The following is a 26370-nucleotide window of genomic DNA, read 5'->3' as shown; positions in this document are numbered from 1 at the left end:
AAAAATGTCTATTAATATTAATGTGATTGCTAAAGAAACAATTGTAGAACTTACCAAAAGGAACTTATTATTAACTCCTGAAAATTATTCAGAAGTTTTTGATGAGATTGCTAAAAAGTATGGAAGAACAACTCAAAATATTGATAAAATTCAAGGGTATATTTCTAAATTAAATCCCACATTAGCTCAAGATGTAAAAGGAAGAAATGTAAAAAGCTTAGAAGAATTAGTAGTATTTTTAATCTCTAAAGCTAATGGTATAAAAGAGGATAATAGTGATAAAAAGCTCATAATAAACTATAATATAATTTGTAAAAAATTATTAAAAATATTATCAAATTTACCAAATAAATCAACTAAAACTCTTAGTGAAGAAGCTTTAAATAAATTAAATAATTCAAGTCTAAAAACATTAGAAGAATTAAAAAAAGATTGGATTAGGGTAGATGATGATTTATTAGAACTTAATAATAAAATTCAACATTTAGGATTAAACTCAAGAGATGATTTTTTAGAAATTTTAGATGAATTATCTTTAAAAATTGAAAGAAATAATTCTAATGCAGTGTGTGAAAATTTAGCTCCATCTGTGGCTTATTCTTTAACTCCATCAATTGCTAATTATGTAAATGATGAAATCAATCAGTTTTGTGAGAGTATAAATGCAGAACCGCAAATATTAGGCGTAAAGCAAATTACAGAGCAATTTAGAAATCTAGTCAAAAAAAGAATAGATATTGATAGAGCAGAAATTTCAAGTTCAAATAAAGTTTTAAATGATGTTTTGGAGCAAATTAGCGATAAGATTGTAAGTATTCTTAGTATGGCTACAAATTCTCAACAAAAAGTTCAAGAAATTAAAAAAGAAATTGAAAGTATTAAAGCTGAAGATGAAGCTATGCAGACTATTAAAGCAAGATTGATAGCTATAGTTGCTATGTTTGAAAAAGAAATAATAGATTTAAAAGAAAAAACAAAATTAGATGCCGATACTCTAGGTGATCTTAAAATTAAAGTTCAAGGATTAGAGCAAGAAATTAATAAACTAAGAGAAGAAACTCAAGTAGATTTTCTAACTCAACTTGCAAATAAGCGTCAATTAGAAGAGCAATTAAAATTAGCTGAAGAATCTTATGAAAGATATAATATAAATTATTCAATAGCATTTTTTGATATTGACCATTTTAAGTTTATAAATGATACCTATGGACACGCAGCAGGAGATACTATACTTGCTAATTTAGGAAATATTATTTTAAATAACATTAGAAAATTAGATTGTGCGGGAAGATATGGTGGGGAAGAATTTATGGTAATTCTTCCACATTCATCAATTGATGATGCAGTAAAATTTGCTGAAAAAATTAGAGTTTTAGTATCAGAACAAAAGTTTTTATGTAAAGGTAAGACTATTAGTATAAAAGTAAGCGGTGGTGTAAGTGATAGAAGAAGCTATGAGACCCAAGAGCAATTTATTGAAGCTGTTGATAAATTATTATACGCAGCAAAAAATGCAGGTAGAAATAATATAAAAAGTGCAAGTAGAAAATAAACTTTCAAATTATTTAGATAATTTAGCGGAATTTTACGAGAAATTTGACCTTTTTAAGGCTCATAGATTTAAGCATTTGCTAAATTATGATTTTGATACAAAAGTAGTGCAAATTTTAGGCACTAATGGTAAAGGTAGTACGGGAAGATACCTTGCTTTAATGCTTAGTGATAGCGGGTATAAAGTAGGGCATTTTATAAGTCCACATATATTCTCTTACAAAGAAAGATTTAGTATATTTCAAAATCAAGTTATGCAAGATATTGATTTAGACATAGCTCATAATATTTTGCAAGATAAATTAAAAAAGCTTAATTTAAAAGAAAATCTTAGTTATTTTGAATATTTATGCTTTTTATCACCTATTGTTTTTAGTGAGTGTGATTATGTAATTTTTGAAGCTGGACTTGGTGGAGAATACGATGCTACAAGTATTTTTAAAAGAGATTTATGCGTATTTACTCCGATTAGTATTGACCATGCTGATATTTTAGGTTCTAATTTAGATGATATTTTTAGAACCAAAATTAAAGCAATGTGTGGTGTTAATATTTTTGCTAATAAAAATGAGATGATATTAAAAGCGGCCATTCAAAAAGGAGTTAAGGCTAGTTTTTTAAGTGCTGATTATTCAAAATTATGCCTTGATGAAAATGAGTTTTTAAAACATAATTTTAGCTTAGCTCAACTTGCATATTTTGAGTTAGAAAAACATTTTTATATAGGTAAAGCAATTAAATTAGATTTAAGAGCAAGATGTGAAAAACTAGCAAGTAATTTAATAATAGATGTAGGGCATAACGCTGCAGCTGCAAAGAATTTAAATCAAGAAATTAAAAAACAATTCCCAACTAAAGTTAGTTTAATTGCTAATTTTTTTGCCAATAAAGATGTAAAAGATATTTTAAATATTTTAAAGCCAAGTATTAATGAAGTTTTGGTTTTTAACTATAAAAGCGAACATAGAGCTTTAGCAAATGTTAAAGAGATTTGCAAAGAATTAGATATTAAATGCAGTGATTTTCGTGATTTTGATACAGATAAAAATTATGCAGTTTTTGGCTCTTTTATGCTAGTAGAAAGGTTTTTGAGATTTTATGCAAGCAAATCTTTATGAGTATTTAATAAATAATAAAAATTATGCAAAAATTATTATATGTGAAGACTTAAACGAAGCAAAATCTTTATCAAATGTAGCTTTATATTTAGGGATAAATAGTTTTATTTTACCTGATTTTAGAGCAGAGATTAATGACGATTTACGCTCGTTTTCTATGGAATTATTTGATATTTCAAAAGTTTTAAGTGATTATTATGATTATCAAGATAAAAAGATTTTAATAATACCTATTAATACTATTAAAAAACCACTTCCAAGTAAAGATGATTTAAAGTGTTTAAAGATTGAATTTGGCGATAGGATTAATTTAAATTCTTTAGCAAAAGAGCTTTTAAGGTTAAATTATAATTTAGTTGATATGGTTCAAAGTCCAGGAGAATTTAGCATAGGTCATGAAAAAATTGATATTTTTTCATTGAAATATGAAAATCCAATTAGAATAGTTTTATTTGATGATGAAGTAGAAAGTATTAAATATTTTGATGCAAGTTCTGGACTTAGCTATAAAGAAGAGTGTGAATATTGTGATATTTTGCCAATAATTTCATATGTAAGCGAAGAAAAATACGAAGAAATCAAAGAAAGTATTTTAAATAATGATGATTTAAATGAATACGAAAGTGTATTTTATTGGCATTTAAAACTTAGTAATTATTTAGAGTTTTCTTATGTTTGCACGAAAGAATTTGAATTAGGAAATATAATTTCTAAAGCTAAAAAATATAGCGATATGGTGTTTAATCCTAGCAATGATTTTTTCAAATTAAACTCAAATAAAAAGATAAAATTACTAGCTAGTAATGAGAATAAATTCTTAGATTATAAATTAGGTGAAAATGTAGAAAAAATCATCTCAAATGCAGTTTTAAATATTCAAAGCGATGATGAATTAATAATAAGTCTTAATAAATATTATAAAAAAGAGAAAAAATATAAATCAAGTATAGTTTTAGACGAGCTTATAAAAAATGATTATGTAGTTCATGAGCGATACGGCGTAGGTAGATTTTTAGGATTAGAATTAATAGAAAATGAAGGAAAAAAGCAAGAATTTATTGTGATTGAATATCAAAATGAAAATAAATTGCTACTTCCAACTAGCTCACTTTATTTGCTTGATAAATATATTTCAAGCTCAATTCCTGAACTTGATAAATTAGGCAAAAATACTTTTGTAAAACTCAAAGAAAAACTTAAAACTAAATTATTAGCAATTGCAGGTGCTATTACTGAACTAGCAGCAAAAAGGCAGTTAATTGTAACAAAGGCTATTAAAAAACCACTTGATTATGAGATATTTAAGGCTAAAGCAGGATTTGTTTTAACAAGTGATCAAGAAAAAGCAGTTAATGATATTTTTGAAGAGATAAGTAAATGCACTCCTATGGATAGATTACTTAGTGCTGATGTTGGTTTTGGTAAAACCGAAGTAGCAATGCACGCAATTTTTGCCTGTGTTAAAAATGGTTTAAATGCCTTATTTTTTGTCCCGACTACACTTTTATGCTCTCAACATTATAAAACACTTAAAAATCGTTTAGAGCCTTTTGGAATTCAAGTTTTTAGACTTGATAGATTTTCTAATACTAAAAAAGCTATTATGAATACAAAAGAGCCAAAGGTTATTATAGGAACTCACGCTTTACTTAGTTTAGCAATTGATGATGTTGGGCTAATTGTAATTGATGAAGAGCATAAATTTGGCGTAAAACAAAAAGAAAAATTAAAAGATATAAGTATAAAAGCTCATCAATTAAGTATGAGTGCTACTCCAATCCCAAGAACGCTTAATCAAGCTTTAAGCACACTTAAGACTTATTCTCAAATTCTAACTCCGCCTAATGATAGACTAGATGTAAGAACTTTTGTAAAAACTTATGATGACGCTTTAATTAAAGAAATCATAGCAAGAGAGCTTAGGCGTGGCGGGCAAGTATTTTACATACACAATCACATAGCTTCAATTGAACATAAAAAACGCTATTTAGAAGAGCTTTATCCAAAGCTTAGAATTTTAGTTTTACATTCAAAAATACCAGCAAATGAAGCTGAAGAAAAACTATTTGAATACGAAGAGAAAAAGTATGATTTATTATTATGCACAAGCATTGTTGAAAGTGGAATTGACTTAGCAAATGCAAACACCATAATAGTAGAAAAATCAAACCATTTCGGTATAGCTGATTTACACCAACTTCGTGGTAGAGTAGGTCGTAGCAAAATACAAGGATTTTGTTATTTTTTAGTTGATAACGAAGAAAGCGTTAGTGAAGATTCTAAGAAAAGATTATTAAGCTTAGCTAGTAATTCGTATTTAGGCAGTGGTAGCACTCTAGCTCAAATGGATTTAGAAATAAGAGGCGGTGGTAATTTATTAGGTGCTGAACAAAGCGGTCATATAGAACAACTTGGCTATGCACTTTATATTAAAATGCTAGAAGCTGAAATTAATAGACTAAGTAAAGGAAATATCACAAAAGAGATTAAATACGAGCAAAAATTATTAGTAAATGCTTATATAAGCGATTATTTAGTGCCTAATGATAAGCTAAGATTAAGTCTTTATAGAAAAATAAATGAGTGTGATAATTTAGCTAGTTTATCTACTATGCAAGATTCTTTTAACGATAGATTTGGCAAATGTGATAGCTATACAAGAAATTATTTTTCACTTATGGCAATTAAAATTTTATGTATTAAGCACGGATTTTGCGAAGTTAGTAATTATGAGCAAAATATAAAACTTTTAAAAGATAATGATGAAAGAATTATTTTAAAAGCACCAAGCAAAAGCGATGATGATATAATAGATACTTTATTAAAATATTTAAATTCTTTATAAGAATTTAAATATTAATTTGGATTAATTAATTTGCTCAAGCATACTTAAAACTTCTTCAAAAGCAAAAGCTTCATCATTTCCTTGTCTTAAAAAATCATTCATATAATCTTTTTTACTCATTGCAAAATCAAGCTCTTTATCGCTACCTTTTACATAAGCACCAATTCTAATTAGAGTTTCGTTTTCTTTTAAAACTGAATTAAGCCTTTTAAACTTAGCAGCATTTTTTTTATGTTCAGGCGTTACCACATCTCCCATAACCCTACTTGCTGAATTTTGAATATTAATCGGAGGATATATTCCAAAATCAGTTAGGCTTCTATCTAATACGATATGCCCATCAAGAATTGACCTACTTTGATCAGCAATAGGATCACTCATATCATCGCCATCAACTAACACGGTAAAAAATGCTGTAATAGTTCCTTTACCTTCTTCTTTACCAGCTCGCTCCATTAATTGCGGCAGTAGATTAAATACACTTGGTGGATAGCCTTTAGCAGTAGGTGGTTCTCCAAGAGCAAGACCGATTTCGCGTTGAGCCATAGCAAAACGAGTAACGCTATCCATTATAAATAATACATCCATTCCTTGTTCTTTAAAAAATTCAGCCACACTCATAGCACAAAATGCCCCATATTTACGCATTAATGCACTATCATCGCTAGTCGCAACTATCATAACGGTATCATCCATTTTACCACCTAAATTCTTATGTATAAACTCAGGAATTTCTCTACCACGCTCACCTATTAAAGCGACTACTTTAACGGCTGCAGGGGCGTTTTTAACTATCATTCCCATAAGGGTTGATTTACCAACCCCAGAACCAGCAAAAATGCCTAATTTTTGTCCTACTCCACAAGTTAAAAGCCCATCAATACTTTTAATACCAACAGGAAAAGGCTCACTTATAAGCCCACGCTTAAGTGCGTCTATTGGTGCTCTTAAAATAGGCATCATTTTACTTGGTGTGATTTTTTCTTTTCCATCTTTTGGACGCATAAATGGATCAACCACACGCCCAAGTAATTCCATAGAGCAAGGAATTTTCATTCCTGCTTCTTCTAAAAATGCTTTATCTCCGATTTTAAAGCCTTCTACAAAATCAAAAGGGCTTAAAAATGAAATATGCTCTTCAATCTTAACAACCATTGCATAAGCGGTTTTTTCCTCGTTTTCAAGTCTTATAACATCGCCTACGCTAGTGATTAATCCTTTAATCTCTATACTAATTGCAGAGATTTTGTATATAAAGCCAAAATTTTGTGAAATTGGTATTTTTGATATTTTATTTTTAAGTTTTTCTAAGTTCATTTTATTAGTGAATAAAATTCTTTCCTAGTTCTTTCATCGCTTAAAAATATGCCTTTAAGAGAACTTGTTATTGTTTTAGAATTTACTTTTTGAATTCCACGCATTTGCATACATAAATGCTCAGCTTCAATAGTTACAGCAACACCTTTTGGCTTTAATATTTCATATAAAGCTAGGCTAATTTGTTCGCATAATTGTTCTTGGATTTGCAATCTTCTTGAATAAACTTCAACAAGTCTAGGTAATTTTGAAAGCCCAACTACTTTTCCATTAGGTATATAAGCAATATGAACTTTTCCAAAAAATGGTAATAAATGGTGTTCGCATAAGCTATAAAAATCAATGTCTTTTACTAAAACCATTTCATTGTTATCAGTGTTAAAAATAGCTTCGTTTAAAATTTCTTTTGGATTTTTTGTATAGCCACTACATAAGAATTCATATGATTTTTGAACCCTTTCAGGTGTTTTTACTAATCCTTCTCTATTTGGATTTTCACCAATTTTTATTAATAAATTTTTAATTAAGTCTTGCATTCTTTACCTTTATATTTTGCCAATGATTAATTTTTTTAGCTAGAATTGTGCGAAATATTTTACAAAAGGTAGTTTAATGAAACTTAGTACAACAAAAATTGATGAAATTAATTACTCAGTAAGTGGTGTTATAGAAAAATCTTTAATAGATGAAAAGGTTAAAGAAATAGCTGTAAAAGCTAGTAAAACTATGCAAGTTGCTGGTTTTAGAAAAGGCAAAGTTCCTGTAAATGTTGTTTTAGATAGATATAAAGATTCTTTACTAAAAGATGCAGAACAAGAAGCGATTACAAGTGCTTATAAAAATGCAGTTAAAGAAACAGGTAAAGATGAAAAAGAATTAATCGGTGAGCCAAGCTTTAAAAAATTCGATAGAAAAGATAATGGAATTGAATTTGAATTCGTAGTTTCTTTTAGACCAACAATTGATTTAAGTGGTTATGAAGCATTAGTTCCTGCATTAAAAATAGAAGAAATTAAAGAAAAAGATATTAAAGCTAGAAAAGAAGCTATGCTTAAGCAATTTGCTCCATTAGAAAAAACTAAAAAACAAATCTTAAAAAAAGGTGATTATGCTAAGTTTGATTTTGAAGGATTTGTTGATGGTGTTGCTTTTGAAGGTGGTAAAGCAGAAAATTATATGCTAGAGATTGGAAGTGGTCAATTTATACCAGGATTTGAAGATGGTATGATAGAGCTTAAAGTTGGCGAAGAAAAAGATATAGAAGTAACTTTCCCTGAAAATTATCAAGCAGCTCATTTAGCGGGTAAAAAAGCAGTATTTAAAGTAAAATTACATGAAATTCACGCAAGAAAATTACCTGAAATTGATGAAGAAATGCTTAAAAAATTACTTCCTGGTGTAGAAAACCCAACTGAAGCAATTTTAGATGAAAAAATAAAAGAACAATTAGAAACAGAAGCTAAATTTAAACAAATTGATGAAAAATTAAAACAAGAATTTGTTGAAAAAATGCTAGAAAAATATACTTTTGCAGTTCCACAAAATATTTTAGAACAAGAAACTAATTTACAATTTAATCAAGCTGCAAGAAGCTTTAGTAAAGAAGAATTTGACAAATTAAAAGATGATAAATATTTAGAAGAAAAAAGAAAAGAATATGAAGCAGAAGCATTAAAAAGCGTAAAATTAACTTTCATTGTTGATGAATTAGCAAAATTAAGAAATGTAGTTGTAAATGACCAAGAAGTAGCACAAGCTATTTATTTTGAAGCTTTAAGATACGGAATGGACCCTAAACAACTAATAGAAAACTATACAAAAAATGGCACATTACCAGCTGTTAGAATGAGTTTGGTAGAAGAAAAATTATTTGCTGATTTATTTTTAGGAAAAGATAAATGAGCTACATACCTTATGTAGTAGAAAAAACTAGCAAAGGCGAGAGAAGTTATGATATTTACTCTCGCTTACTTAAAGATAGAATTATTCTTTTAAGTGGTGAAATAAATGATGATGTAGCTGCTAGTGTAGTTGCACAATTATTGTTTTTAGAAGCTCAAGATTCTACTAAAGATATTTATTTGTATATAAATAGTCCTGGTGGAGTTGTAACTAGTGGTCTTAGTATATTTGATACAATGAATTATATTAAACCTGATGTTAGTACAATTTGTATAGGACAAGCTGCTTCAATGGGAGCGTTTTTACTTAGCTCTGGAGCTAAAGGTAAAAGGTTTGCTCTTCCAAATGCTAGAATTATGATACATCAGCCTTTAGGCGGTGCAAGAGGTCAAGCGACTGATATTGAAATTCAAGCAAAAGAAATTTTAAGATTAAAAGCAATGCTTAACAAAGTATTAGCTGAAAATACCGGTAATAAATTGGCAAAAGTTGAGAAGGACACTGAACGCGATTATTTTATGAGTTCAGAAGAAGCTTTAAAATACGGACTAATTGATAAGGTATTAGAAAAAAGTTTTAAATAGGATAGGGCTTTGAATAAAGAGATAATACACGATGAATCTCCTAAGATTCAGAAATTAAGCGGTGGAGAATTTGAGAAATTTACTCAACAAGTAATTAAACAACTTATAGAGGATAATGTTCCACCAACTCCTACTAATTATTCTATTTATTTTGAAAAAATGTTAGATACTAAGCCTATGGCCTTTAAAAAACGAGTAACAGAAATGATTACTTATGAAAAAGAAGACCAAAGTAATAAAGTTGCTGTAATAGAACAAGACATTAAAGAAACCTTTGTAAATATAAAACAGCTAGTAGGTTCTATTGCAACAATTTATAAAAATATAAGCACAATGAAAGCTTTAATTAAGAAAAAAATAGGCGATTTGAGTATTGCTACCGGTTCTTTATCTATTCAAAATATTTTAAGGTCTTTAGATAGTGATATGGCTAAACTTACCACAGCCCTTGATATTCAATTAAATAGTATAAAAAAAGGTTATGATGAGATTGTAAAAATACATAATAGGGTAAATGAGCAGAGTGAATTTGATGATAAATTCGGAGTGTTTAATAAAAGATATTTATATAATAATATTACTCAAGACATAGAAGATATTAAAAAATATGGCTATTCAATATCTTTAATGTTTGTAAAGATTAAAGATAGTTTATTAAATACAATTGAATTACAAAAAGATAAAAATCTTTTGATGAGAAATGTTGCGAAATTATTATTAAAAACCTCAAGAAGAAGCGATGTTGTGGCACATTATGGAGATGGTATTTTTGTAATGGCAATGAAACATACAAATATAGTTAATGCAAAAAAAGCTTGTGAGAGAATTTCAGACTTATTTTACAATACAACATTTTTTATAAATGATAATGAAATTGATATTAATATAGAAATGAGCGTTGTAGCACTTAGTGGCGATAATTATGAAGAACAGATTCTTGAGGCTATTAGCGTATTACCGAATACTGGTAAAAATAAAGAAATTTATGCTGTAGTTGGAGATAGTGAAGAAAATGATGCTTAAATTAATAACTTATCCTAATAAATTATTATTTACTAGGAGTGAAGAAGTTAAGGTATTTGATGAAGAGTTACATACATTTTTAGATGATATGTATGAAACTATGATTTCATCTAGTGGTATAGGTTTAGCAGCAATACAAGTTGCAAAACCTTTAAGAATATTTTTGATTAATTTATTAAATGAAAATGAAGAACAAAATAAAGATGATTTGATTGAATTTATTAATCCAATAATAACACCTATTGGAGAAGGAACGCAAGTTTATGAAGAAGGTTGTCTTAGTGTTCCTGGTTTTTTTGAAGAAGTAACTAGATATAATAAAATTAAAGTTGATTATTTAGATAGATTTGGAAATCAAAAAACTTTAGAAGCTGAAGGGCTTTTAGCAGTTGCTATTCAACACGAAAACGACCATCTTGATGGACATTTATTCATAGAAAAAATATCATTTAGCGGAAGAAAAAAATTAGAAAAACATTTAAAAAGTTCTAAAAAGCCTAAAAAATAATTATGGCTTTTTAGATTATTGTTTATATCTTCATTTATTTTGCAAAATAATTTATACTTTTATAATTCATAGTAATATTTTAAAAAGTATAAAAATATTTATTGTTAAAATCTTTTGGAATTTAATTTGCAATGCTTTTATAGAACTTACTTTGTATTATGCTTGTAGTTTAAATTATTTGATTAGTTTATAAATATTATTAGACAGATTTGATATTTAAAACTTAAGTGAATATTAAAAATTACGCAGCTTATAAATATAGTAATTTATATTAATTTAAATAAAATAATTGGTTTTAATAAGATATTAAAATACTTAAATTGATACTAAAAATTAAAATTGTAACTAAGCAGAAAAAATCGGATATTGTTTTTTTATTACAAAATAATTTTTAACAACACAAGCACTAAATACTTGATATTTTTATAAGATTTTCATTAGTTATTTTATACTTTTAAAAACTATTAAACAAATCTAGAAATTAAATTAATATCAAGATTTTAAATATTTTATAGGTAATATATCATTTCTATAATTTAAAATATTGACTATCTTAGATTTAAAATTTATATTAAAATCTTAAAAATAAATTTATATTTGACACTTTTTTGCCACTACATATTTTTATAATAAATTGATTTTTTAGAAGGAGTATAGATGTTATCAAGGAGAAATTTTATAAAAGGAGTAGCAGGAGTTGGCCTTAGTGCACCTTTAGCATTAAACGCTAATGATAATTTAGGAAAAGACATAAAATTTGATGAAATAGCTGATGTTATTATAATCGGAAGTGGTGTGAGTGCTCATATTTGTGCTGCTTATTTAGTAAAGAATAAAATTGATGTTTTAATGATTGAAAAGATGGATAGAATTGGTGGTAATTCAGTTCTTTCTCAACAAGATTTTGCTGTTCTTAATTCAGATTTACAAATTAAAGCTGGCATAAAAGATAGCGTAGAATTATTTTTAAATGATTTAAATAAAGCTGGAGCTGGATATAATCATTTAGAACATTCTTTAAGAATTATAAGAAATTCAAATGAAGCATATGAATTTGCTAAAAGTTGTGGGGTTAAATATGCTGATAAGCTTAAGTTTTTAGGCGGTCATAGTGTTGCTAGAAGTGTTGAAACTATTGGCGGTGGTGGTGCTTGTATTAGCACTTTAAATGAATTTTTTATAAAACATAATGGAAAGATTAAAAACGAAACTAAATGCGATGAAATCATTCAAGATGAAAGTGGCAAAATAATTGGCGTAAGCGTTAGAGAAAATTATAGATTTAATAGAAATCTAGCAAATGATGATAGAGAGAATTTAAGTGGAGATAAAAAACACTATAAAGCAAGGCTTGCGGTAGTTTTTGCAACAGGTGGATTTAGCCGTGATATTGAGTTTAGAAGTATAGTAAATCCTAGATTAAGGTTGGCAAAAAGCCCTTCAAGTTTAGGTCAGACTGCTGGTGCATTAAAACAAATGTTAAAGGTAGGAGCAATCCCAACTCAATTAGCACTTAGTAGATTTTCTTTTGGAATTCCTACAGAAGATTTAATTTATGGGATTATGGTTGATTGCAATGCTAAAAGATTTTTAAATGAAGATGGGGATAGACAAGGTTTATCAAATAAAATCTTAGCTCATATGGAAAAGATTAACACAACAATTTATCCAATAATTATTTTTGATAGCACAGGATTTGCTAATTCGCACGACCCTAATAGAATGCAAAGTTTTATTACTGCAGGGAAAATGAAGAAATTTGATAGCTTAAGTGATTTAGCTAATAATTTTAAGCTTAATGAAAATGATTTATCAAAGACAATGCAAGATTATGAAACAGGCATTTCAAATAATAAAGATGAGTTCAAAAAAGATTTAAGTAAGATTAAAAATTCTAGTATGAGTAAAGCACCTTTTTATGCAATGACAGCTGCACCAGGTCTTAGTTATACTCCAGGTGGTGTTTATGCTGATATAAATATGAGAGTTTTAAATATTAGTAACTATGAGCCAATTAAAGGGCTTTATGCGATTGGTGAGGCAACTGGTGGTGTTCATGGACAATCAAGGCTTACTAGTTGTTCTATTCCTGATTGTATGACTTCAGGAATTGCTTGTGCGAAAGATATTTTAAAAGGAGTATAAATGCAAAAATTATTAATGATTTTGATATTAAGTATTTTTGCATTAGGTAATGAATTTGCAATAAAACCACATCATATTGAAGTGAAATTAAAATGCACAGATTGTCATAAAGAAGCAAATGAAAAAGATTATAAAGCACTTGATTCTAATTCATGTCTAAGTTGTCATGGAAGTAAAGAGAAATTAGCAAAAAGGCTTGATTTTTTAAAAGGTAAAAACCCGCATAATAGTATTCATGATAATGCGAATTTAAATTGTTACACCTGTCATAATGAGCATAAGCCATCATTTAATATGTGTAATACTTGCCATAATACTAAAACTTGGATGAAGGAGATAAAATGAAAAAAACTATTATTTTTGTTTCATCTATTGTGGTTTTAACTTTAATTTTTGTGTTTTTATCTCATAAAGCTATACAAATGACTGGCGATGATAAATTTTGTGCAAGTTGTCATGTAATGCAACCGATGAAGGAAGCTTATATTAAAGATGTTCATAGTGGTAATAATAATCTAGGTATAAAGGCAAATTGTGTAGATTGTCATTTGCCACACGATAATATAGTAAATTATCTAAGCACAAAAGCTTATAATGGCATTAAAGAATTTAGTATCACTGCTATTGGAGCTGATGAAAAGATAGATTGGTATGAAAAACTCAATCATAAAAAAGATTATGTTTATGATAGTGGATGCTTAAAATGTCATCAAGATATTACTAAAATTAATTCTAAAAATGAAATGCAAAATACAATGCATAAAAGATATTTAGATTACGCAAATGAATTAAAATGTGTAAGTTGTCATACCCATGTAGGTCATGATGGTTTAAGGGGTAAATTAGATAAAAAATGAAAAAATACACAATTTTATATGCAGAAGATGATTTAAATCTAGCAAGTCAAGTTATTGATTTGCTAGAACTACTTGATTTTAATGTGCTTTATGCTAAAGATGGCTTAAGTGCTTTAGATATATATTTGGCTAAAAAGCCTGATATATTATTACTTGATATTTCTATGCCAAAACTTGATGGTTTAAATTTATTAGAAAATATAAGAAATTCTGATAATAAAATTCCTGCTATTATGATTACAGCTTTAAGCGATAAACAAACTTTATTAAGTGCAGTTGAGCTTAATATTTGCAAGTATTTAATAAAACCTTTTGATAGGATTAAACTTGAAGATGCTTTAAAAAAGGCTATAAAAAGTATTAATAATAAAATTAAATTAAGCAATAATATATATTTAGATATTGATTTAAATGAGTTATTAATAAATGATGAGATTATTAAGCTTAGCAAAAAAGAATTTTTATTGCTTGAAATTTTGTTAAAAAGTAGTCCTAACATTGTAGATATTTATAAGATTTGCGATTATGTATATAATGATTATGATGTAAGTTCTGATGCTATTAAATCACTCATTAAAAATCTTAGAAAGAAATTAGGCGATAAAGGTATAATTCATAATGCAAATTCTCGTGGATACTATATCAAAATTACTTAATATAAGCATTCGCAAAAAAGCTTTTATATTTGTTTTAACTTTGATTATTTTTTTATGTTTTATTTTGAATTTTTTATATATTTCTTGGCATAAAAATTATTTATTTCAAAACAAAAATAGTTTTAATGATAGGTTTATTTATTTTTATAATGATTTTTTAAATAATTTATTAAACAATACGCTTAGTATTAGTTATGAATTTGGTTCTAATTTAGATTATTTAAAAAATGATGAAAAGCTAAATAAATTAAATAAATTATTTTTAAATCTAAGCTCAAATGAGGCGTATTTAAAGGATATTAAATTATTTATTTTAAAAGAAAATATTTGCATAGAAAAAGATAAAATAAAATTAAATTGCCAATATGATTTTAATAATCAAACAGATATTTTACTTAGATTAAATACCGAACCAGTTTATTTAATTAATTTAAAAATAAATGAAAATTATGCGATTACTTATACAATAAGTGCAAAAAAATTATTAGATAATTTAAAAATTCAAGATGATTTTTTAGCTGCTTTAAAGTATGAAAATGAGTATTTTTATAATGAATTTGATTGGCAAAATAAAACTAAACTTTTAAAAAATGATGAAGATATAATTAAATTAGATGATAAATATTATTTAAGTAATGAAATTATTTTAAATGATAGATTTTTCATATTGATTAAAAAAGATATTACAAAAGATTATAAAACTCATTTACATATAATAAAAAAGGCTTTTATAATTAGTGTGGTTTTGGTATTTTTTGCTTTTATTGGGGTATATTTTGTTTTAGGATTTTTAATTAATAAATTATTAAAAACCGAAGAAAAACTAAGAAAATTAAATGCAAATTTACAAGAAGAAGTAAAAAATCAAGTTGAAATAATTAAGGCTAAATTAGATGAAAATACACAAAAAGAGCAATTGCTAAATCATCAATCAAAATTAGCTGCATTAGGTGAAATGATAGCTTGTATAGCTCATGAATATAGACAGCCATTAGCAACTTTAGGTGCAATTTCTAGTTATCTTGAGATTAGTTTAGAAAAACAAAAAATTGATGATAAGTTTCATCAAAAATTAAAAGAGATAAATCCTATTTTAAATTATATGTCAAAAACTATTGATGAATTTTATGATTTTTATAAGACAAAGCAAGAAAAAAGCTCTTTTTATGTTTATGAAGCTATTTTAAATTCTTTAACGATTTGTAATGCAAGCCTTACAAGGAATGCAATTAATACTACTTTAAGACTTGATAAGAGTTTAAAAATAAATTCATATAAAAATAGTTTAGCTCATGCAATAATCAATCTCATTACAAATGCAAAAGATGCTTTAATTAATATAAAAAATCCTTATATTATAATTAATCTTTATGCTTATAAAAATAATATTTATATTAGTATAAAAGATAATGGAATAGGGGTTAAAAAGGATTTAGAAGAAGAAATTTTTAAACCTTATTTTAGCACGAAAAATGGTTCAGGGCTTGGGCTTTTTATGATAAAAAATATTTTAAATAGCGAGTTAAATGCTGATGTATTTTTAAAAACTAGAAAAATTGGAGCTAATTTTTATATTAGGATTGCTTATGAATGAGTTGTTTTGTTTAATTGTAGGTAGTGGTATTAGTGGTTTAACATTGGCGAATTTATTGGTTAAACAAGATATTTTATTAATTGAGCAAGATGATGAATTAGGCGGAGCTAAGAGTTATTTAAATTTTGCTGCTAGTAATTCATCTTTTCAGCAACTAGCAAATATAAAAGATGATAAATTTTATGATGATTTGATTTTCTTATTCAACTAATTATGCTGATTTTGCTTTATTAAAAGAGCTTAGTGAAAAATCAGCACAAGCTACTCAACTTTTAAAAAGTTTTGGGGTTGAATTTGAATTAGCTATATCAAATAGCTTAAATCATTCAGTTCCCAGAGAATTACACCCTTTAAAAAATGCTAAAGAAAGTGTGATAAATCCATTAATCAACAGATTGCTTAGTAAAAATGTAAATATATTAACTAAGGCTAAATTAATTGATTTTGATAATGGTATTGCAAGTATTTTACATAAAGATGAAATCATAAAAATTAAGGTTAAAAATATAGCTTTTTGCACTGGTGGATTTGCAAACGATAAAGAATTTATAAAAATTCATTATCCACTAGCTTATTATGCTAAAACTATGTCTAAGAACAATTCAAATTCTTTAAAGATTTTATTAAAAAATGGAGCAATCCCAACCCAATTAAGTCTAATGAGATTTGCTTTTGTTTTGCCTATGGATATTTTTAAGTATGGAATTTTAATTAATTCTGATTTTAAAAGATTTGTTAGAGAAGATAGCTCAAGGCAAGATTTAGCAATAGCGATTTTAAATGAAATTAAAAATAATAAATTAGTTAAATTACTCCTAGATAATCACGGAATAAATTATATAAACGATATAAGTATATTTTACAAATACTATTCTTTAGAAGAAATTGATAAAAGATTAATTAATTGCGTTGATGAATACAATAGCTATTTTAGTAATAGGATTGATAAATTGGGTAAAAATCTTAATAATATTTCTATTAAAGCAATTAATAAGCCTATGTTTTATTTGGCTAATGTAGATGTTTATTTAAACTATACTTTAGGTGGGGTTAAATCAGATATATTTGCAAGAGTAGTTGATATAGATACTAATACAGCTAAGAATAATATGTTTGCTATAGGAGAAGTTAGTTCTATGTTTGGAGAAGCAAGGCTTAGTGGAGCTGCTAGCATAGCTTGTGTTGTATTTGCTATGAATGCTAGTCAATTTATGCTATCAATTTGAAAGTATTAATAATTTTTTTATAATCTAGCTAAATAGGAGAAAATATGAAGAAGAAATACTCATTTTTTAAAAACGCAAGTTATGCTTTAGCAGGGGTTAAAAGAGCTTTAAATGAAAGTGCTTTTAGGATAGAATTTGCAATAGGAATTTGCTTTATTTTATTTGCTTTATTTTATCCTTTTTCTTTATTTGAAAAGGCATTTTTAATAGGTGTTATTATTTTAGTATTTGCTGCTGAATGCTTTAATACCGCTATTGAGAGCGTTGTGGATTTGGCAACTTCAAAATACCATAAACTTGCAAAAGATGCAAAAGACTTGGGCTCTGCTGGAGTATTTTTTACTATTTTAATAGCTGTTTTAACTTGGCTTAGCGTTTTATATAAGGAATTTTTATGAAAATAAGTGAGATTTATAAGATTTTAGATGAATTAAGTCCTTTTAATACCCAAGAAAGTTGGGATAATAGTGGGTTAATTTTAAGTAATGATGATAGTTGCGAAAGGATTTACCTTAGCCTTGATTTAGATTTTAATCAAGTAAAATCATTTTTACCAAATTCATTGATTATTACTCATCATCCTTTGATTTTTAAGGGTATTAAAAGTATTAAAAATGATTATGCTGGTAATATTTTAAAAGAATTAATCAAAAAAAATTGTGCTTTAATTTCTATGCATACGAATTATGATTTAAGTCATTTAAATAGATATTTTTGTGAAAAGTTTTTAGGCTTAGAAATAATTGAAAGCGATGGGTTTTTAGCTTATGCTAAGAATAATTTTAAAGATATTTATGAATTGGCTGATTTTTTAAAGGCTAAATTAAACTTAAAAAAAATATCAATATCTTTAGCAAAAGAAATAATTCAAACTGATTTAATAGGAATTTGCACGGGTTCTGGAATTTCATTGGCTAGTGAGCTTAAGAGTAATATATTTTTAACAGGAGATATTAAATATCACGACGCTTTAGCTCTTAGTGAAAATAATATAAGTTTAATCGATATTAAGCATTATGAAAGTGAGATTTGTTTTGCTAATTCTTTAGCGAGTAATTTGCAAAAATTACCGATAGAGATTATAATCAGCTCTTCAAAAAATCCATTTTTAGAGTATTAAGGACATACTATGAATAAACACCTATCACAATTAGTAGAGCTTTCTAAATTAGATAAAGAAATAGATAGTTTTTTACCACAAATTGAAAGTGCTAAAAGAGAAGCGAACAATTTAGAAGATAAAATTAAAAGTCTTGAGAATAAAAATTCAAAATTAGAAGAAAGCATAAAAGAAATTAGTGAGAGTAAAGTAAAAGTAGAAAATCACATAGCTCAATTTTCAACAAAAATCAATGAAACAGCTAAAAAAATTGCTTTAGTAAAAACAGAAAAAGAAGCAAATGCTTTAAAATTAGAAGAAGAAATCGCAAGAGAGCAATTAGAAGCTGCAAATGAAGAAATATCAAAATTAGAAAAAATAGTAGATAATAAAAAAGAAGAAATTAAAGAAAATCAAAAAGAAATTACTAAATTAAATGATGATTTAACTATAGCAATAGCTAATCAAAAATCAGCACTTGATGCTATTGAAGAAAAAAGAAAAGAAATTTATGTAAGAAAAGATAAGTTAGCTAGCGAAATTGATAGCAAAGTTTTCGGATTTTATGAAAAAATTAGAAAATGGGCTAAAAATACTGCAGTAGTTCCTGTTAAAAAACAAGCTTGCTATGGTTGTTTTATGCAACTAAATAGCAAAACTTTTAGCGCAGTTTTAAAAAGTGAAGAGATTAATAACTGCCCACATTGTGGAAGAATTTTATACATAGAAGAGTAATTTTTATAATTTAAAAAATGTATTTTTTTTATATTCTTGTTTCTATTTTAATTTATCCTTTATTCTTATTGGTTTTAATTCCTTTAAGTTTTAAGGATAAATATTCTAAACTTTATCAAAAATTTTTACCATTCAAAAAGCATAAAATAGCAGATATTCATTTTCATTTTGCAAGTTATGGAGAAGCTGTCGCTTTAGGCGAGTTGATTAAATATTATAAAAATAAAGGTTTTAAAATATTACTTACTTGTTCATCAAAAACAGGACTTATGAAAGCAAAAGAATTTGATGATAATGCTTTTTTACTACCTTATGAGCCATTATTATATTTATGGCTTAAACCTGCTAAGACTTTAATAGTATTTGAAGCAGAATTATGGTTAGCTTTACTTAAAATATATAAAGATTTTGATAAAAATACTATTTTATTAAACGCTAGAATGAAAGAAAATAGCTTTAAAAATTATAAAAAATTTAGTTTTTATTATGCAAAAATATTTTCATATTTTGATTTAATTCTTGCTCAAAGTAATGAAGATAAAGAAAGATTAGAATATTTTAATGCTAAAAATATAGAAGTTTTTACAAATATAAAGATTACAAATAAGCCAATAGTTACTAAGCAATTAAGCAAAAATAAAGAAATAATTTTAATTGCAAGCACTCACGAAAATGAAGAAGAAATAATTCTAAATAAGCTAGATAAAAATTTCTTAAAAGATAAATGTCTAATAATAGCACCAAGACACCCTGAAAGATTTCACAAGGTTGAAAAATTACTTAATAATAAGGGTTTTAATATTGTAAAATATAGCAATGATTGTGATGGATATTTAAAAAGTGAAGTATTTTTGCTAGATACTTTAGGAGAATTGATTAATTTTTATTCAATTAGTGATTATGTGATTTTGGGTGGTTCTTATACTAAAATAGGCGGACATAATTTCGCCGAAGCTGCGTTTTTTGGCTGCAAAATCACTTCAGGAACTAATGTATTTTCTCAATATTCAAGCCTAAAATGTATAGAAAATATAAAAATTAGTGATGATATTGATTTTACAAATGTTAAAAATGCTAAAATCAAAAACGAATATACTTTCAACGCATTATGCGAAATATTAGATAGGAAAATAAATGAAACAAGATAAAGCATATAAATTATTAGCAATTCAAGAAGGAATTTCAAATTCAGCTGCTAAAGAATTAATAGATTTAGGTTTAGTAATGCACGGGGGCAAAAGATTAGAGATTGCAAGGGGTCTTATGCCTGTTAATACTATTTTTAAACTTGCAAAACCAGAGCTTAGCGTATTGTTTGAAGATGATAATTTATTAGCTATTAATAAGCCAATTGGTATTGCGAGCGAACATATTAAAAATAATTACACTCTTTTAAATAGACTTGATAAGGATACAAGTGGCATTGTATTATTTGCTAAAAATGAAGAGTTTTTAAAGGCTGCAAAAAATGAATATAAAAAAGAAAAAGTGCAAAAACTCTACCTAGCAATTACTAATAAAATCGTAAGCGAAGGAATGGAGATTGATGAGCCGATTTTAACTATAAAAGGCAAAAGTGCATTTAGTAAGATTAGTAATAGCGAAAACGCAAAATACGCTTATACTAAAATAGAGCCTTTAATTATAGAAGGCAAAAAAACCTTATTAAAAGTGCAAATTGCAACAGGTAGAACCCATCAAATAAGAGTTCATTTAAATAGCGTTGGGCTAGGAATTTTAGGCGATGTTAAATATAGTAAAATAATTAGCTCTAGGCTGATGCTTCATTGTGCTAGGACAAAAATATTTGATTATGATATAAAAACTCCTATGCCAAATGATTTTCATAAAGACTTTGAATTAAAAGGGCTTAATTTAGACTTTTTATTTTAATTTTTAATGCTTTTAAGATAGTTTTTATTTTAAAAGCATTGGAATTTTATAAATTATACTTTACCAACGATAAAGCTTATAATTATTACACTTTGTTTAATTGCTGAAATTAAAATAAATCCCTTTAAGCATAGTAAAGGAATAATAATGTTAGATGTAATGCAAATTCAAGAAATTTTACCACATAGACCACCATTTTTGTTAGTTGATAAAATCACAGAAATCAATCTTGATGAAGGTTATGTATTAGGTTATAAAAATGTTAGTATAAGTGATCAAGTATTTGCAGGACACTTTCCAGGTCATCCGATTTATCCAGGAGTTTTAATATTAGAAGGAATGGCTCAAACGGGTGGAATTTTAGCTTTTCAGAGTATGAAAGATAGTGTTGATCCTAAAAGCAAGGTAGTATATTTTACAGGAATGGAAGAAGTAAAATTCAAATCACCAGTAAGACCAGGCGATAAATTAGTATATAAAATGAGCGTTGTTAAAAATCGTGGAGCAATGTGGGTGTTTAGTGGCGAGGCTTATGTAGATGATACATTATGCACTCAAGCAATTTTAAAAGCGATGATAGTAGATAAATGATTTCAGATTTAGCAATAATAGAAAATGGTGCAAAAATAGGCAAAAATGTTAGCATTGAGCCTTTTGCATATATAGGAAGTAATGTAGAAATTGGTGATAATTGCATTATTAAAAGTGGTGCAAGAATTTTAGGAAATACAAAAATAGGAAATAATTGCAAGATTTTTTCTTATGCTATTTTAGGTGATATTCCACAAGATATTTCTTATAAAAACGATGATTTTTCAGCTTTAATAATAGGCAATAACACAACTATTCGTGAGTTTTGCACTATAAATTGTGGCACACAAAAAGGCGATGGATACACAAGAGTTGGAAATAATAATTTCATAATGGCTTATGTTCATATTGCACACGATTGCACCTTAGCTGATAATATAATTTTAGCAAACAATGTAACCTTAGCAGGGCATGTTGAAGTTGGCTCATTTAGTGTGATTGGCGGACTTACTCCGGTTCATCAATGGGTTAAAATAGGCGATTATTGTATGCTTGGAGGTGCTTCAGCATTATCTCAAGATTTACCACATTTTTGTCTAGCCGAAGGCAATCGTGCTTATGTTAGAAGTCTTAATTTAGTAGGGCTTAGAAGGCATTTAGAAAAAGATAAAATAAATGAATTAAGTGAAGCATTTAGTAGGATTTTTAGAAGTAAAACAGGGCTAATTAGCGATAGAGCAAAAGCTTTATATGAGAGTTCAAATTCTGCCGAAGTTGTTAAATTATGCTCGTTTATTTTAAATACAAAGCGTGGAATTCCAGTGAAAGGAAATGATAATGAGCAATAATATTTGTAGTTTTTGTGGCAAATCTTATCCGTTTGACCTACTTTCAAATGGTAAAAATAATACAATTTGTCCTACTTGTGCTGGTGTTATATTTAAAATGTATGATGCTAAAAATAAAGAATTAGCAGTAGATGAGGTAGCTGATAGTTTAAAAGATATAAGTTCAAAAGCTTTAAAATCTCATTTGGATAATTATGTAATAGGTCAAGATAGAGCAAAAAAGGTTTTAAGCGTAAGCGTTCATAATCATTATAAAAGGCTTATGAGTAATGCTGATGAGAGTGATGTGGAATTAGCAAAATCAAATGTTTTATTAGTAGGACCTACAGGAAGTGGTAAGACACTTTTAGCTCAGACTATGGCAAAAGCACTTGATATTCCTATAGCAATTTGCGATGCTACGAGTTTAACTGAAGCTGGATATGTAGGAGAAGATGTTGAAAATATCTTAACAAGACTTTTACAAGCAGCTGATTATAATGTTGAGCGTGCAGAATGTGGGATAATTTTCATTGATGAAATTGATAAAATCGCAAGAAAGGGAGAAAACCGCTCAATTACAAGAGATGTAAGTGGAGAAGGCGTTCAGCAAGCATTGCTTAAGATAATAGAAGGTAGCGTTGTAAATGTCCCACCACAAGGCGGTAGAAAACACCCAAATCAAGAATTTATTCAAGTTGATACTTCAAATATTTTATTTATTTGTGGTGGTGCTTTTGATGGAATTGAAGAGATTTTAAAGCAAAAGCAAGGCGAGAATGTAATGGGTTTTGATACTACTAGCGTTAAACTTAGTGAAGATGAATTGTATTCACATATTGAGCCTGATGATTTGATTAAATTTGGTCTAATTCCTGAATTAGTTGGAAGATTGCACGCAATTGCAAGTCTTAATGAAATTAGTGAAGAAGATATGGTAAGAATTTTAATTGAGCCAAAAAATTCAATAATTAAGCAATATCAAAAGATTTTTGAATTTGATGGTGTTAAATTAGAATTTGATAAAGACGCACTTTTAGCTATTGCTAAAAAAGCTCTTGATAGAAAAACAGGAGCAAGAGGTCTTCGTGGGATATTAGAGCAATTATTACTTGATTTAATGTTTGATTTAGATAAATATGAAGGTTATGAAATCGTTATAAATAAAGATTTTGTTAATGGCGAAGGCGATGCTATTTTTTTAAAAATTAAGGATAATAAATGATACTAGACCATTTAATAGGGTTATTTTCAAGTGATATGGGTATTGATTTAGGCACAGCAAATACTCTTGTGCTAGTAAAAGATAAGGGTGTAGTAATTGATGAGCCAAGTGTTGTAGCAGTTCAACATACAAAATATGGAAAGAGCAAAATTTTAGCAGTTGGTAAAGAAGCTAAAGAAATGCTAGGCAAAACTCCTAGTGATATTCAAGCAATTCGCCCTATGAGAGATGGGGTTATAGCTGATTTTGATATGACTGAAAAAATGATTAGATATTTTATTGAAAAAACACATAAAAGAAAGAGTTTTTTACGCCCTAGAATATTAATATCAGTTCCTTATGGTCTAACTCAAGTTGAAAGAAAAGCAGTTCGCGAAAGTGCTTTGAGTGCTGGTGCAAGAGAAGTGTATTTGGTTGAAGAGCCAATGGCTGCAGCAATTGGTGCAAATCTTCCCGTGCAAGAGCCTGTAGGCTCATTAGTAGTTGATATTGGTGGTGGAACTACTGAAATAGGAGTTATTACTCTAGGTGGTCTTCATACTGCAAAAAGTATTAGAACAGCAGGAGATAAGCTAGATAGCTCAATTGTAAATTATGTAAAAGAAAAATACAATCTAATAATTGGCGAAAGAACTAGCGAAGATATTAAAATCCAAGTTGGTTCAGCTATTCAATTGCCTGAAGAATTAACTATAGTTGTTAAAGGAAAAGACCAAGTAAAAGGGCTTTTAAGTAAGGTTGAGCTAAGTAGTGAAGATATTCGTGAAGCTATAAAAGAGCCTTTAAAAGAAATTGCTGATGCACTTAAGTTTGTATTAGAAAATACAAAACCAGAACTTGCAGGCGATATTGTAGAAAATGGTATAGTGCTAACTGGTGGTGGAGCATTAATCCGTGGAATTGATAAATATTTAAGCGATATTGTAAAATTACCTGTTTATGTTGCTGATGAGCCACTTCACGCAGTAGCAAGGGGAACTGGAAAAATACTTGAAGAGATTTCTTTACTAAGACAAATAGTAAATGATGAATAAATTTAAATTATTACTCCTAATATGCGTTTTGCTTACATCTTCTTATTATTTTGTAGCAGATGTTAAAAATGCTGTTTTAGGGGTTAATGATTTTGTTTTAAATAAGCTTTATAATGCTTATGATTACACCAAACAAAATATTACTAAATATTTTAATCAAGTAAATCAGATAGATGAATTAAGCACAGAAAATAAAAAGCTAAAACAATACAAATTCTTATATGATAATTTAGTTATAGAATATAACAATCTTGCAAAAGCCCATAATCTTAAAAAATATGAATTTGAATTAGCCTTAACTAGGGTATTATCTTATGAAAAAATTGGAAGTTTAACTAAATTTTGGATGAGTTATGATGGTATAAAGCCTGATATTACTTATGGTTTGATATATGATAATAATGCAGTGGGGATTATGTATTCAAATAATAATAGAGCTTATGCACTTAGTTTAAATGATGAAAAATGTGTTTTTTCTGTGGTTATTGGGGAAAATAAAACTCCTGCTATTTTACAAGGTAGTAAAAATTCAATTTATGTTAATTTTGTTACTGATTATAAAGAATTAAATATAGGAGATTTGGTTTATACGAGTGGAAAGGATTTGATTTTTCCAGAGGGTATTTATGTTGGAAAAGTAGTAAAAATCATAGATGAAGCTGGGTATAAAAGAGCTATTTTAGAAGATACAAAAACTCTTAGTCCTTATAGATATGTTTATATGGTAAGTGCTAAAGAGAACTCACAAGAAATTAAAAATTAAAATCTTAAATTATTTTTTATTAATTTACCCTTTGTTAATAGGGGGGGGGTGTAGAATAATTACTTCATTTTAAAAAAGGAGTAATTATGGATAAGAGTTCCATTTTAATGTTGCTTGATAATAAAATTTCAAGCGAGCAAAAGTTTATGCTAAATGATAAACTTGATAATTTAAGCAAAGAAAAATATAAAAACCTACCACTAATCCCGTTAAAAAGTCCAATTTTAGCAGCAGTTTTAGGATTTTTCTTCGGAGTTTGGGGTGTTGATAGATTTTATCAAGGAAATATGCTTTTAGGATTTTTAAAAATAGGTCTATTTTTAATAGGCTTGGCTTCGACACTTATATTTATCGGAGTTTTTATTTTATGGGCTTTATATATTTATGTATTAGTTGATATATATTTTGTATATAAAGCAGTTCAAAAAGACAATTACACAAAAATATTACAAATAATAGGATGATTTTATGAAAACAGATTTTTTAATTTCTAATAAAGGTCAAGAATTAATCAAAAACGAAGAAGAATTGAGAGTAAAGTTGAGTGAATTTGTAGGAGAATTGCCAAATGCTGCAATAGTTGATGAGTTAAGCAATGCGGCAAAATACTATACAAATAATGGCGAATCAAATACAGCAAGATATTCTTTTAGACTAAAAGATATATGTCTTCCTACATTATTGTTTAGTTATTTTAGTTATGCGTTGCGTTCTATGTGGATTTATGCAGGAATTGTTTATGGAGCAATTGTGGTTTTATCGTTTTTTGGTTATTTTTATTTTAAACCAAAGGGCTTATCAAATTCTTTTGATTTTTCTTATATTAGTTATGTTTTAATTTATGTGATTATCAGCGTTTTAACAAGTGCAACTTATAGATATTTTTTATTAAAAGAATTTTTCACTAAATACGAGCTAACACCTATTAGCAAACCTA

28 protein-coding genes are annotated in these 26370 nt (G+C 27.3%); 26 read left to right on the top strand and 2 right to left on the bottom strand.

Annotated elements, in window-relative coordinates:
• Positions 1 to 4 precede the first annotated feature (4 nt).
• The 3 genes from AVBRAN12640_RS04225 to AVBRAN12640_RS04215 are packed head-to-tail and all read left to right on the top strand — an operon-like array spanning position 5 to position 5514.
• Positions 5 to 1552 (top strand): GGDEF domain-containing protein, encoded by a 1548-nt coding sequence (locus AVBRAN12640_RS04225; protein WP_214115849.1) that lies wholly within the window; start codon positions 5 to 7, stop codon positions 1550 to 1552.
• Positions 1536 to 2669, top strand: coding sequence for a Mur ligase family protein (locus AVBRAN12640_RS04220; RefSeq protein ID WP_336608449.1), 1134 nt, complete (start codon positions 1536 to 1538; stop codon positions 2667 to 2669). Before AVBRAN12640_RS04225 ends, AVBRAN12640_RS04220 begins: the two co-directional genes overlap by 17 nt.
• Positions 2650 to 5514 carry a DEAD/DEAH box helicase gene (locus AVBRAN12640_RS04215; RefSeq protein ID WP_336608448.1) on the top strand — a complete coding sequence of 955 codons (2865 nt, stop codon included), beginning with the start codon at positions 2650 to 2652 and terminating at the stop codon, positions 5512 to 5514. The genes AVBRAN12640_RS04220 and AVBRAN12640_RS04215 overlap by 20 nt, the downstream gene beginning before the upstream one ends.
• A gap of 21 nt (positions 5515 to 5535) precedes the next feature.
• Here AVBRAN12640_RS04215 and fliI read toward each other — a convergent pair whose 3' ends face one another.
• Positions 5536 to 6831 (bottom strand): flagellar protein export ATPase FliI, encoded by a 1296-nt coding sequence (fliI, locus tag AVBRAN12640_RS04210; RefSeq protein ID WP_214115846.1) that lies wholly within the window; start codon positions 6829 to 6831, stop codon positions 5536 to 5538.
• A complete protein-coding gene (gene folE / locus AVBRAN12640_RS04205; protein WP_214120540.1) occupies positions 6828 to 7367 on the bottom strand; it encodes a GTP cyclohydrolase I FolE in 540 nt (179 codons plus the stop codon). The genes fliI and folE overlap by 4 nt, the downstream gene beginning before the upstream one ends.
• 76 nt (positions 7368 to 7443) lie before the next feature.
• Between folE and tig the strand changes: the two genes are divergently transcribed.
• From tig to AVBRAN12640_RS04090, 23 genes are all read left to right on the top strand, one after another.
• On the top strand, positions 7444 to 8733 hold the full coding sequence (gene tig / locus AVBRAN12640_RS04200) for a trigger factor (RefSeq protein WP_214120539.1): 1290 nt from the start codon (positions 7444 to 7446) through the stop codon (positions 8731 to 8733).
• A complete protein-coding gene (gene clpP / locus AVBRAN12640_RS04195) occupies positions 8730 to 9317 on the top strand; it encodes an ATP-dependent Clp endopeptidase proteolytic subunit ClpP (RefSeq protein WP_214115843.1) in 588 nt (195 codons plus the stop codon). Before tig ends, clpP begins: the two co-directional genes overlap by 4 nt.
• 9 nt (positions 9318 to 9326) lie before the next feature.
• Positions 9327 to 10340 (top strand): GGDEF domain-containing protein, encoded by a 1014-nt coding sequence (locus tag AVBRAN12640_RS04190; protein ID WP_214115842.1) that lies wholly within the window; start codon positions 9327 to 9329, stop codon positions 10338 to 10340.
• A complete protein-coding gene (def, locus tag AVBRAN12640_RS04185; protein WP_214115841.1) occupies positions 10330 to 10848 on the top strand; it encodes a peptide deformylase in 519 nt (172 codons plus the stop codon). The genes AVBRAN12640_RS04190 and def overlap by 11 nt, the downstream gene beginning before the upstream one ends.
• Before the next feature lie 657 nt (positions 10849 to 11505).
• Complete coding sequence (locus AVBRAN12640_RS04180) at positions 11506 to 12993, top strand: flavocytochrome c (protein ID WP_336608447.1); 1488 nt, start codon at positions 11506 to 11508, stop codon at positions 12991 to 12993.
• Positions 12994 to 13338, top strand: coding sequence for a cytochrome c3 family protein (locus AVBRAN12640_RS04175; RefSeq protein WP_214120635.1), 345 nt, complete (start codon positions 12994 to 12996; stop codon positions 13336 to 13338).
• Complete coding sequence (locus AVBRAN12640_RS04170) at positions 13335 to 13850, top strand: cytochrome c3 family protein (RefSeq protein ID WP_214115838.1); 516 nt, start codon at positions 13335 to 13337, stop codon at positions 13848 to 13850. The genes AVBRAN12640_RS04175 and AVBRAN12640_RS04170 overlap by 4 nt, the downstream gene beginning before the upstream one ends.
• Positions 13847 to 14506: a response regulator transcription factor gene (locus AVBRAN12640_RS04165; protein ID WP_214115837.1), complete on the top strand. Its 660-nt coding sequence runs from the start codon at positions 13847 to 13849 to the stop codon at positions 14504 to 14506. Before AVBRAN12640_RS04170 ends, AVBRAN12640_RS04165 begins: the two co-directional genes overlap by 4 nt.
• Complete coding sequence (locus AVBRAN12640_RS04160; RefSeq protein ID WP_336608446.1) at positions 14469 to 16100, top strand: sensor histidine kinase; 1632 nt, start codon at positions 14469 to 14471, stop codon at positions 16098 to 16100. The genes AVBRAN12640_RS04165 and AVBRAN12640_RS04160 overlap by 38 nt, the downstream gene beginning before the upstream one ends.
• Positions 16093 to 16311: an NAD(P)-binding protein gene (locus AVBRAN12640_RS04155; RefSeq protein WP_336608445.1), complete on the top strand. Its 219-nt coding sequence runs from the start codon at positions 16093 to 16095 to the stop codon at positions 16309 to 16311. The genes AVBRAN12640_RS04160 and AVBRAN12640_RS04155 overlap by 8 nt, the downstream gene beginning before the upstream one ends.
• A 160-nt stretch (positions 16312 to 16471) precedes the next feature.
• The gene (locus AVBRAN12640_RS04150) at positions 16472 to 17326 is read left to right on the top strand and encodes an FAD-binding protein (RefSeq protein ID WP_336608444.1); all 855 of its coding nucleotides are present in this window, start codon (positions 16472 to 16474) and stop codon (positions 17324 to 17326) included.
• Positions 17327 to 17370: 44 nt separating this feature from the next.
• The gene (locus AVBRAN12640_RS04145) at positions 17371 to 17724 is read left to right on the top strand and encodes a diacylglycerol kinase (protein WP_214150292.1); all 354 of its coding nucleotides are present in this window, start codon (positions 17371 to 17373) and stop codon (positions 17722 to 17724) included.
• Positions 17721 to 18446, top strand: coding sequence for a Nif3-like dinuclear metal center hexameric protein (locus AVBRAN12640_RS04140; protein WP_214115833.1), 726 nt, complete (start codon positions 17721 to 17723; stop codon positions 18444 to 18446). Before AVBRAN12640_RS04145 ends, AVBRAN12640_RS04140 begins: the two co-directional genes overlap by 4 nt.
• Positions 18447 to 18455: 9 nt before the next feature.
• The gene (locus tag AVBRAN12640_RS04135; protein WP_214115832.1) at positions 18456 to 19160 is read left to right on the top strand and encodes a zinc ribbon domain-containing protein; all 705 of its coding nucleotides are present in this window, start codon (positions 18456 to 18458) and stop codon (positions 19158 to 19160) included.
• A 17-nt stretch (positions 19161 to 19177) separates the two neighbouring features.
• Positions 19178 to 20308 (top strand): glycosyltransferase N-terminal domain-containing protein, encoded by a 1131-nt coding sequence (locus AVBRAN12640_RS04130; RefSeq protein WP_336608443.1) that lies wholly within the window; start codon positions 19178 to 19180, stop codon positions 20306 to 20308.
• On the top strand, positions 20295 to 21053 hold the full coding sequence (locus AVBRAN12640_RS04125) for a pseudouridine synthase family protein (protein ID WP_214115830.1): 759 nt from the start codon (positions 20295 to 20297) through the stop codon (positions 21051 to 21053). The genes AVBRAN12640_RS04130 and AVBRAN12640_RS04125 overlap by 14 nt, the downstream gene beginning before the upstream one ends.
• A 147-nt stretch (positions 21054 to 21200) precedes the next feature.
• The gene (gene fabZ / locus AVBRAN12640_RS04120) at positions 21201 to 21644 is read left to right on the top strand and encodes a 3-hydroxyacyl-ACP dehydratase FabZ (RefSeq protein WP_214115829.1); all 444 of its coding nucleotides are present in this window, start codon (positions 21201 to 21203) and stop codon (positions 21642 to 21644) included.
• Entirely contained in the window at positions 21641 to 22432 is a 792-nt protein-coding gene (gene lpxA, locus AVBRAN12640_RS04115) for an acyl-ACP--UDP-N-acetylglucosamine O-acyltransferase (RefSeq protein ID WP_239803404.1), read from the top strand. The genes fabZ and lpxA overlap by 4 nt, the downstream gene beginning before the upstream one ends.
• Positions 22422 to 23636 carry an ATP-dependent Clp protease ATP-binding subunit ClpX gene (gene clpX, locus AVBRAN12640_RS04110; RefSeq protein ID WP_214115827.1) on the top strand — a complete coding sequence of 405 codons (1215 nt, stop codon included), beginning with the start codon at positions 22422 to 22424 and terminating at the stop codon, positions 23634 to 23636. Before lpxA ends, clpX begins: the two co-directional genes overlap by 11 nt.
• The gene (locus AVBRAN12640_RS04105; protein WP_214115826.1) at positions 23633 to 24670 is read left to right on the top strand and encodes a rod shape-determining protein; all 1038 of its coding nucleotides are present in this window, start codon (positions 23633 to 23635) and stop codon (positions 24668 to 24670) included. Before clpX ends, AVBRAN12640_RS04105 begins: the two co-directional genes overlap by 4 nt.
• Entirely contained in the window at positions 24663 to 25433 is a 771-nt protein-coding gene (gene mreC, locus AVBRAN12640_RS04100; protein WP_336608442.1) for a rod shape-determining protein MreC, read from the top strand. Before AVBRAN12640_RS04105 ends, mreC begins: the two co-directional genes overlap by 8 nt.
• Positions 25434 to 25519: 86 nt before the next feature.
• Entirely contained in the window at positions 25520 to 25897 is a 378-nt protein-coding gene (locus tag AVBRAN12640_RS04095; protein ID WP_336606821.1) for a TM2 domain-containing protein, read from the top strand.
• 4 nt (positions 25898 to 25901) lie between these two features.
• Positions 25902 to 26370, top strand: a 469-nt coding sequence (locus AVBRAN12640_RS04090) for a hypothetical protein (RefSeq protein ID WP_336608441.1), incomplete at its 3' end; no start/stop codon positions are given.

Origin of the sequence: Campylobacter sp. RM12640, from assembly GCF_020137595.1 — a bacterium.
In the GTDB taxonomy this organism is placed as follows: Bacteria; Campylobacterota; Campylobacteria; order Campylobacterales; family Campylobacteraceae; genus Campylobacter_E.
Note: the sequence above shows the minus strand (reverse complement) of the source record. Positions and strands in the feature narration are given on the sequence as shown.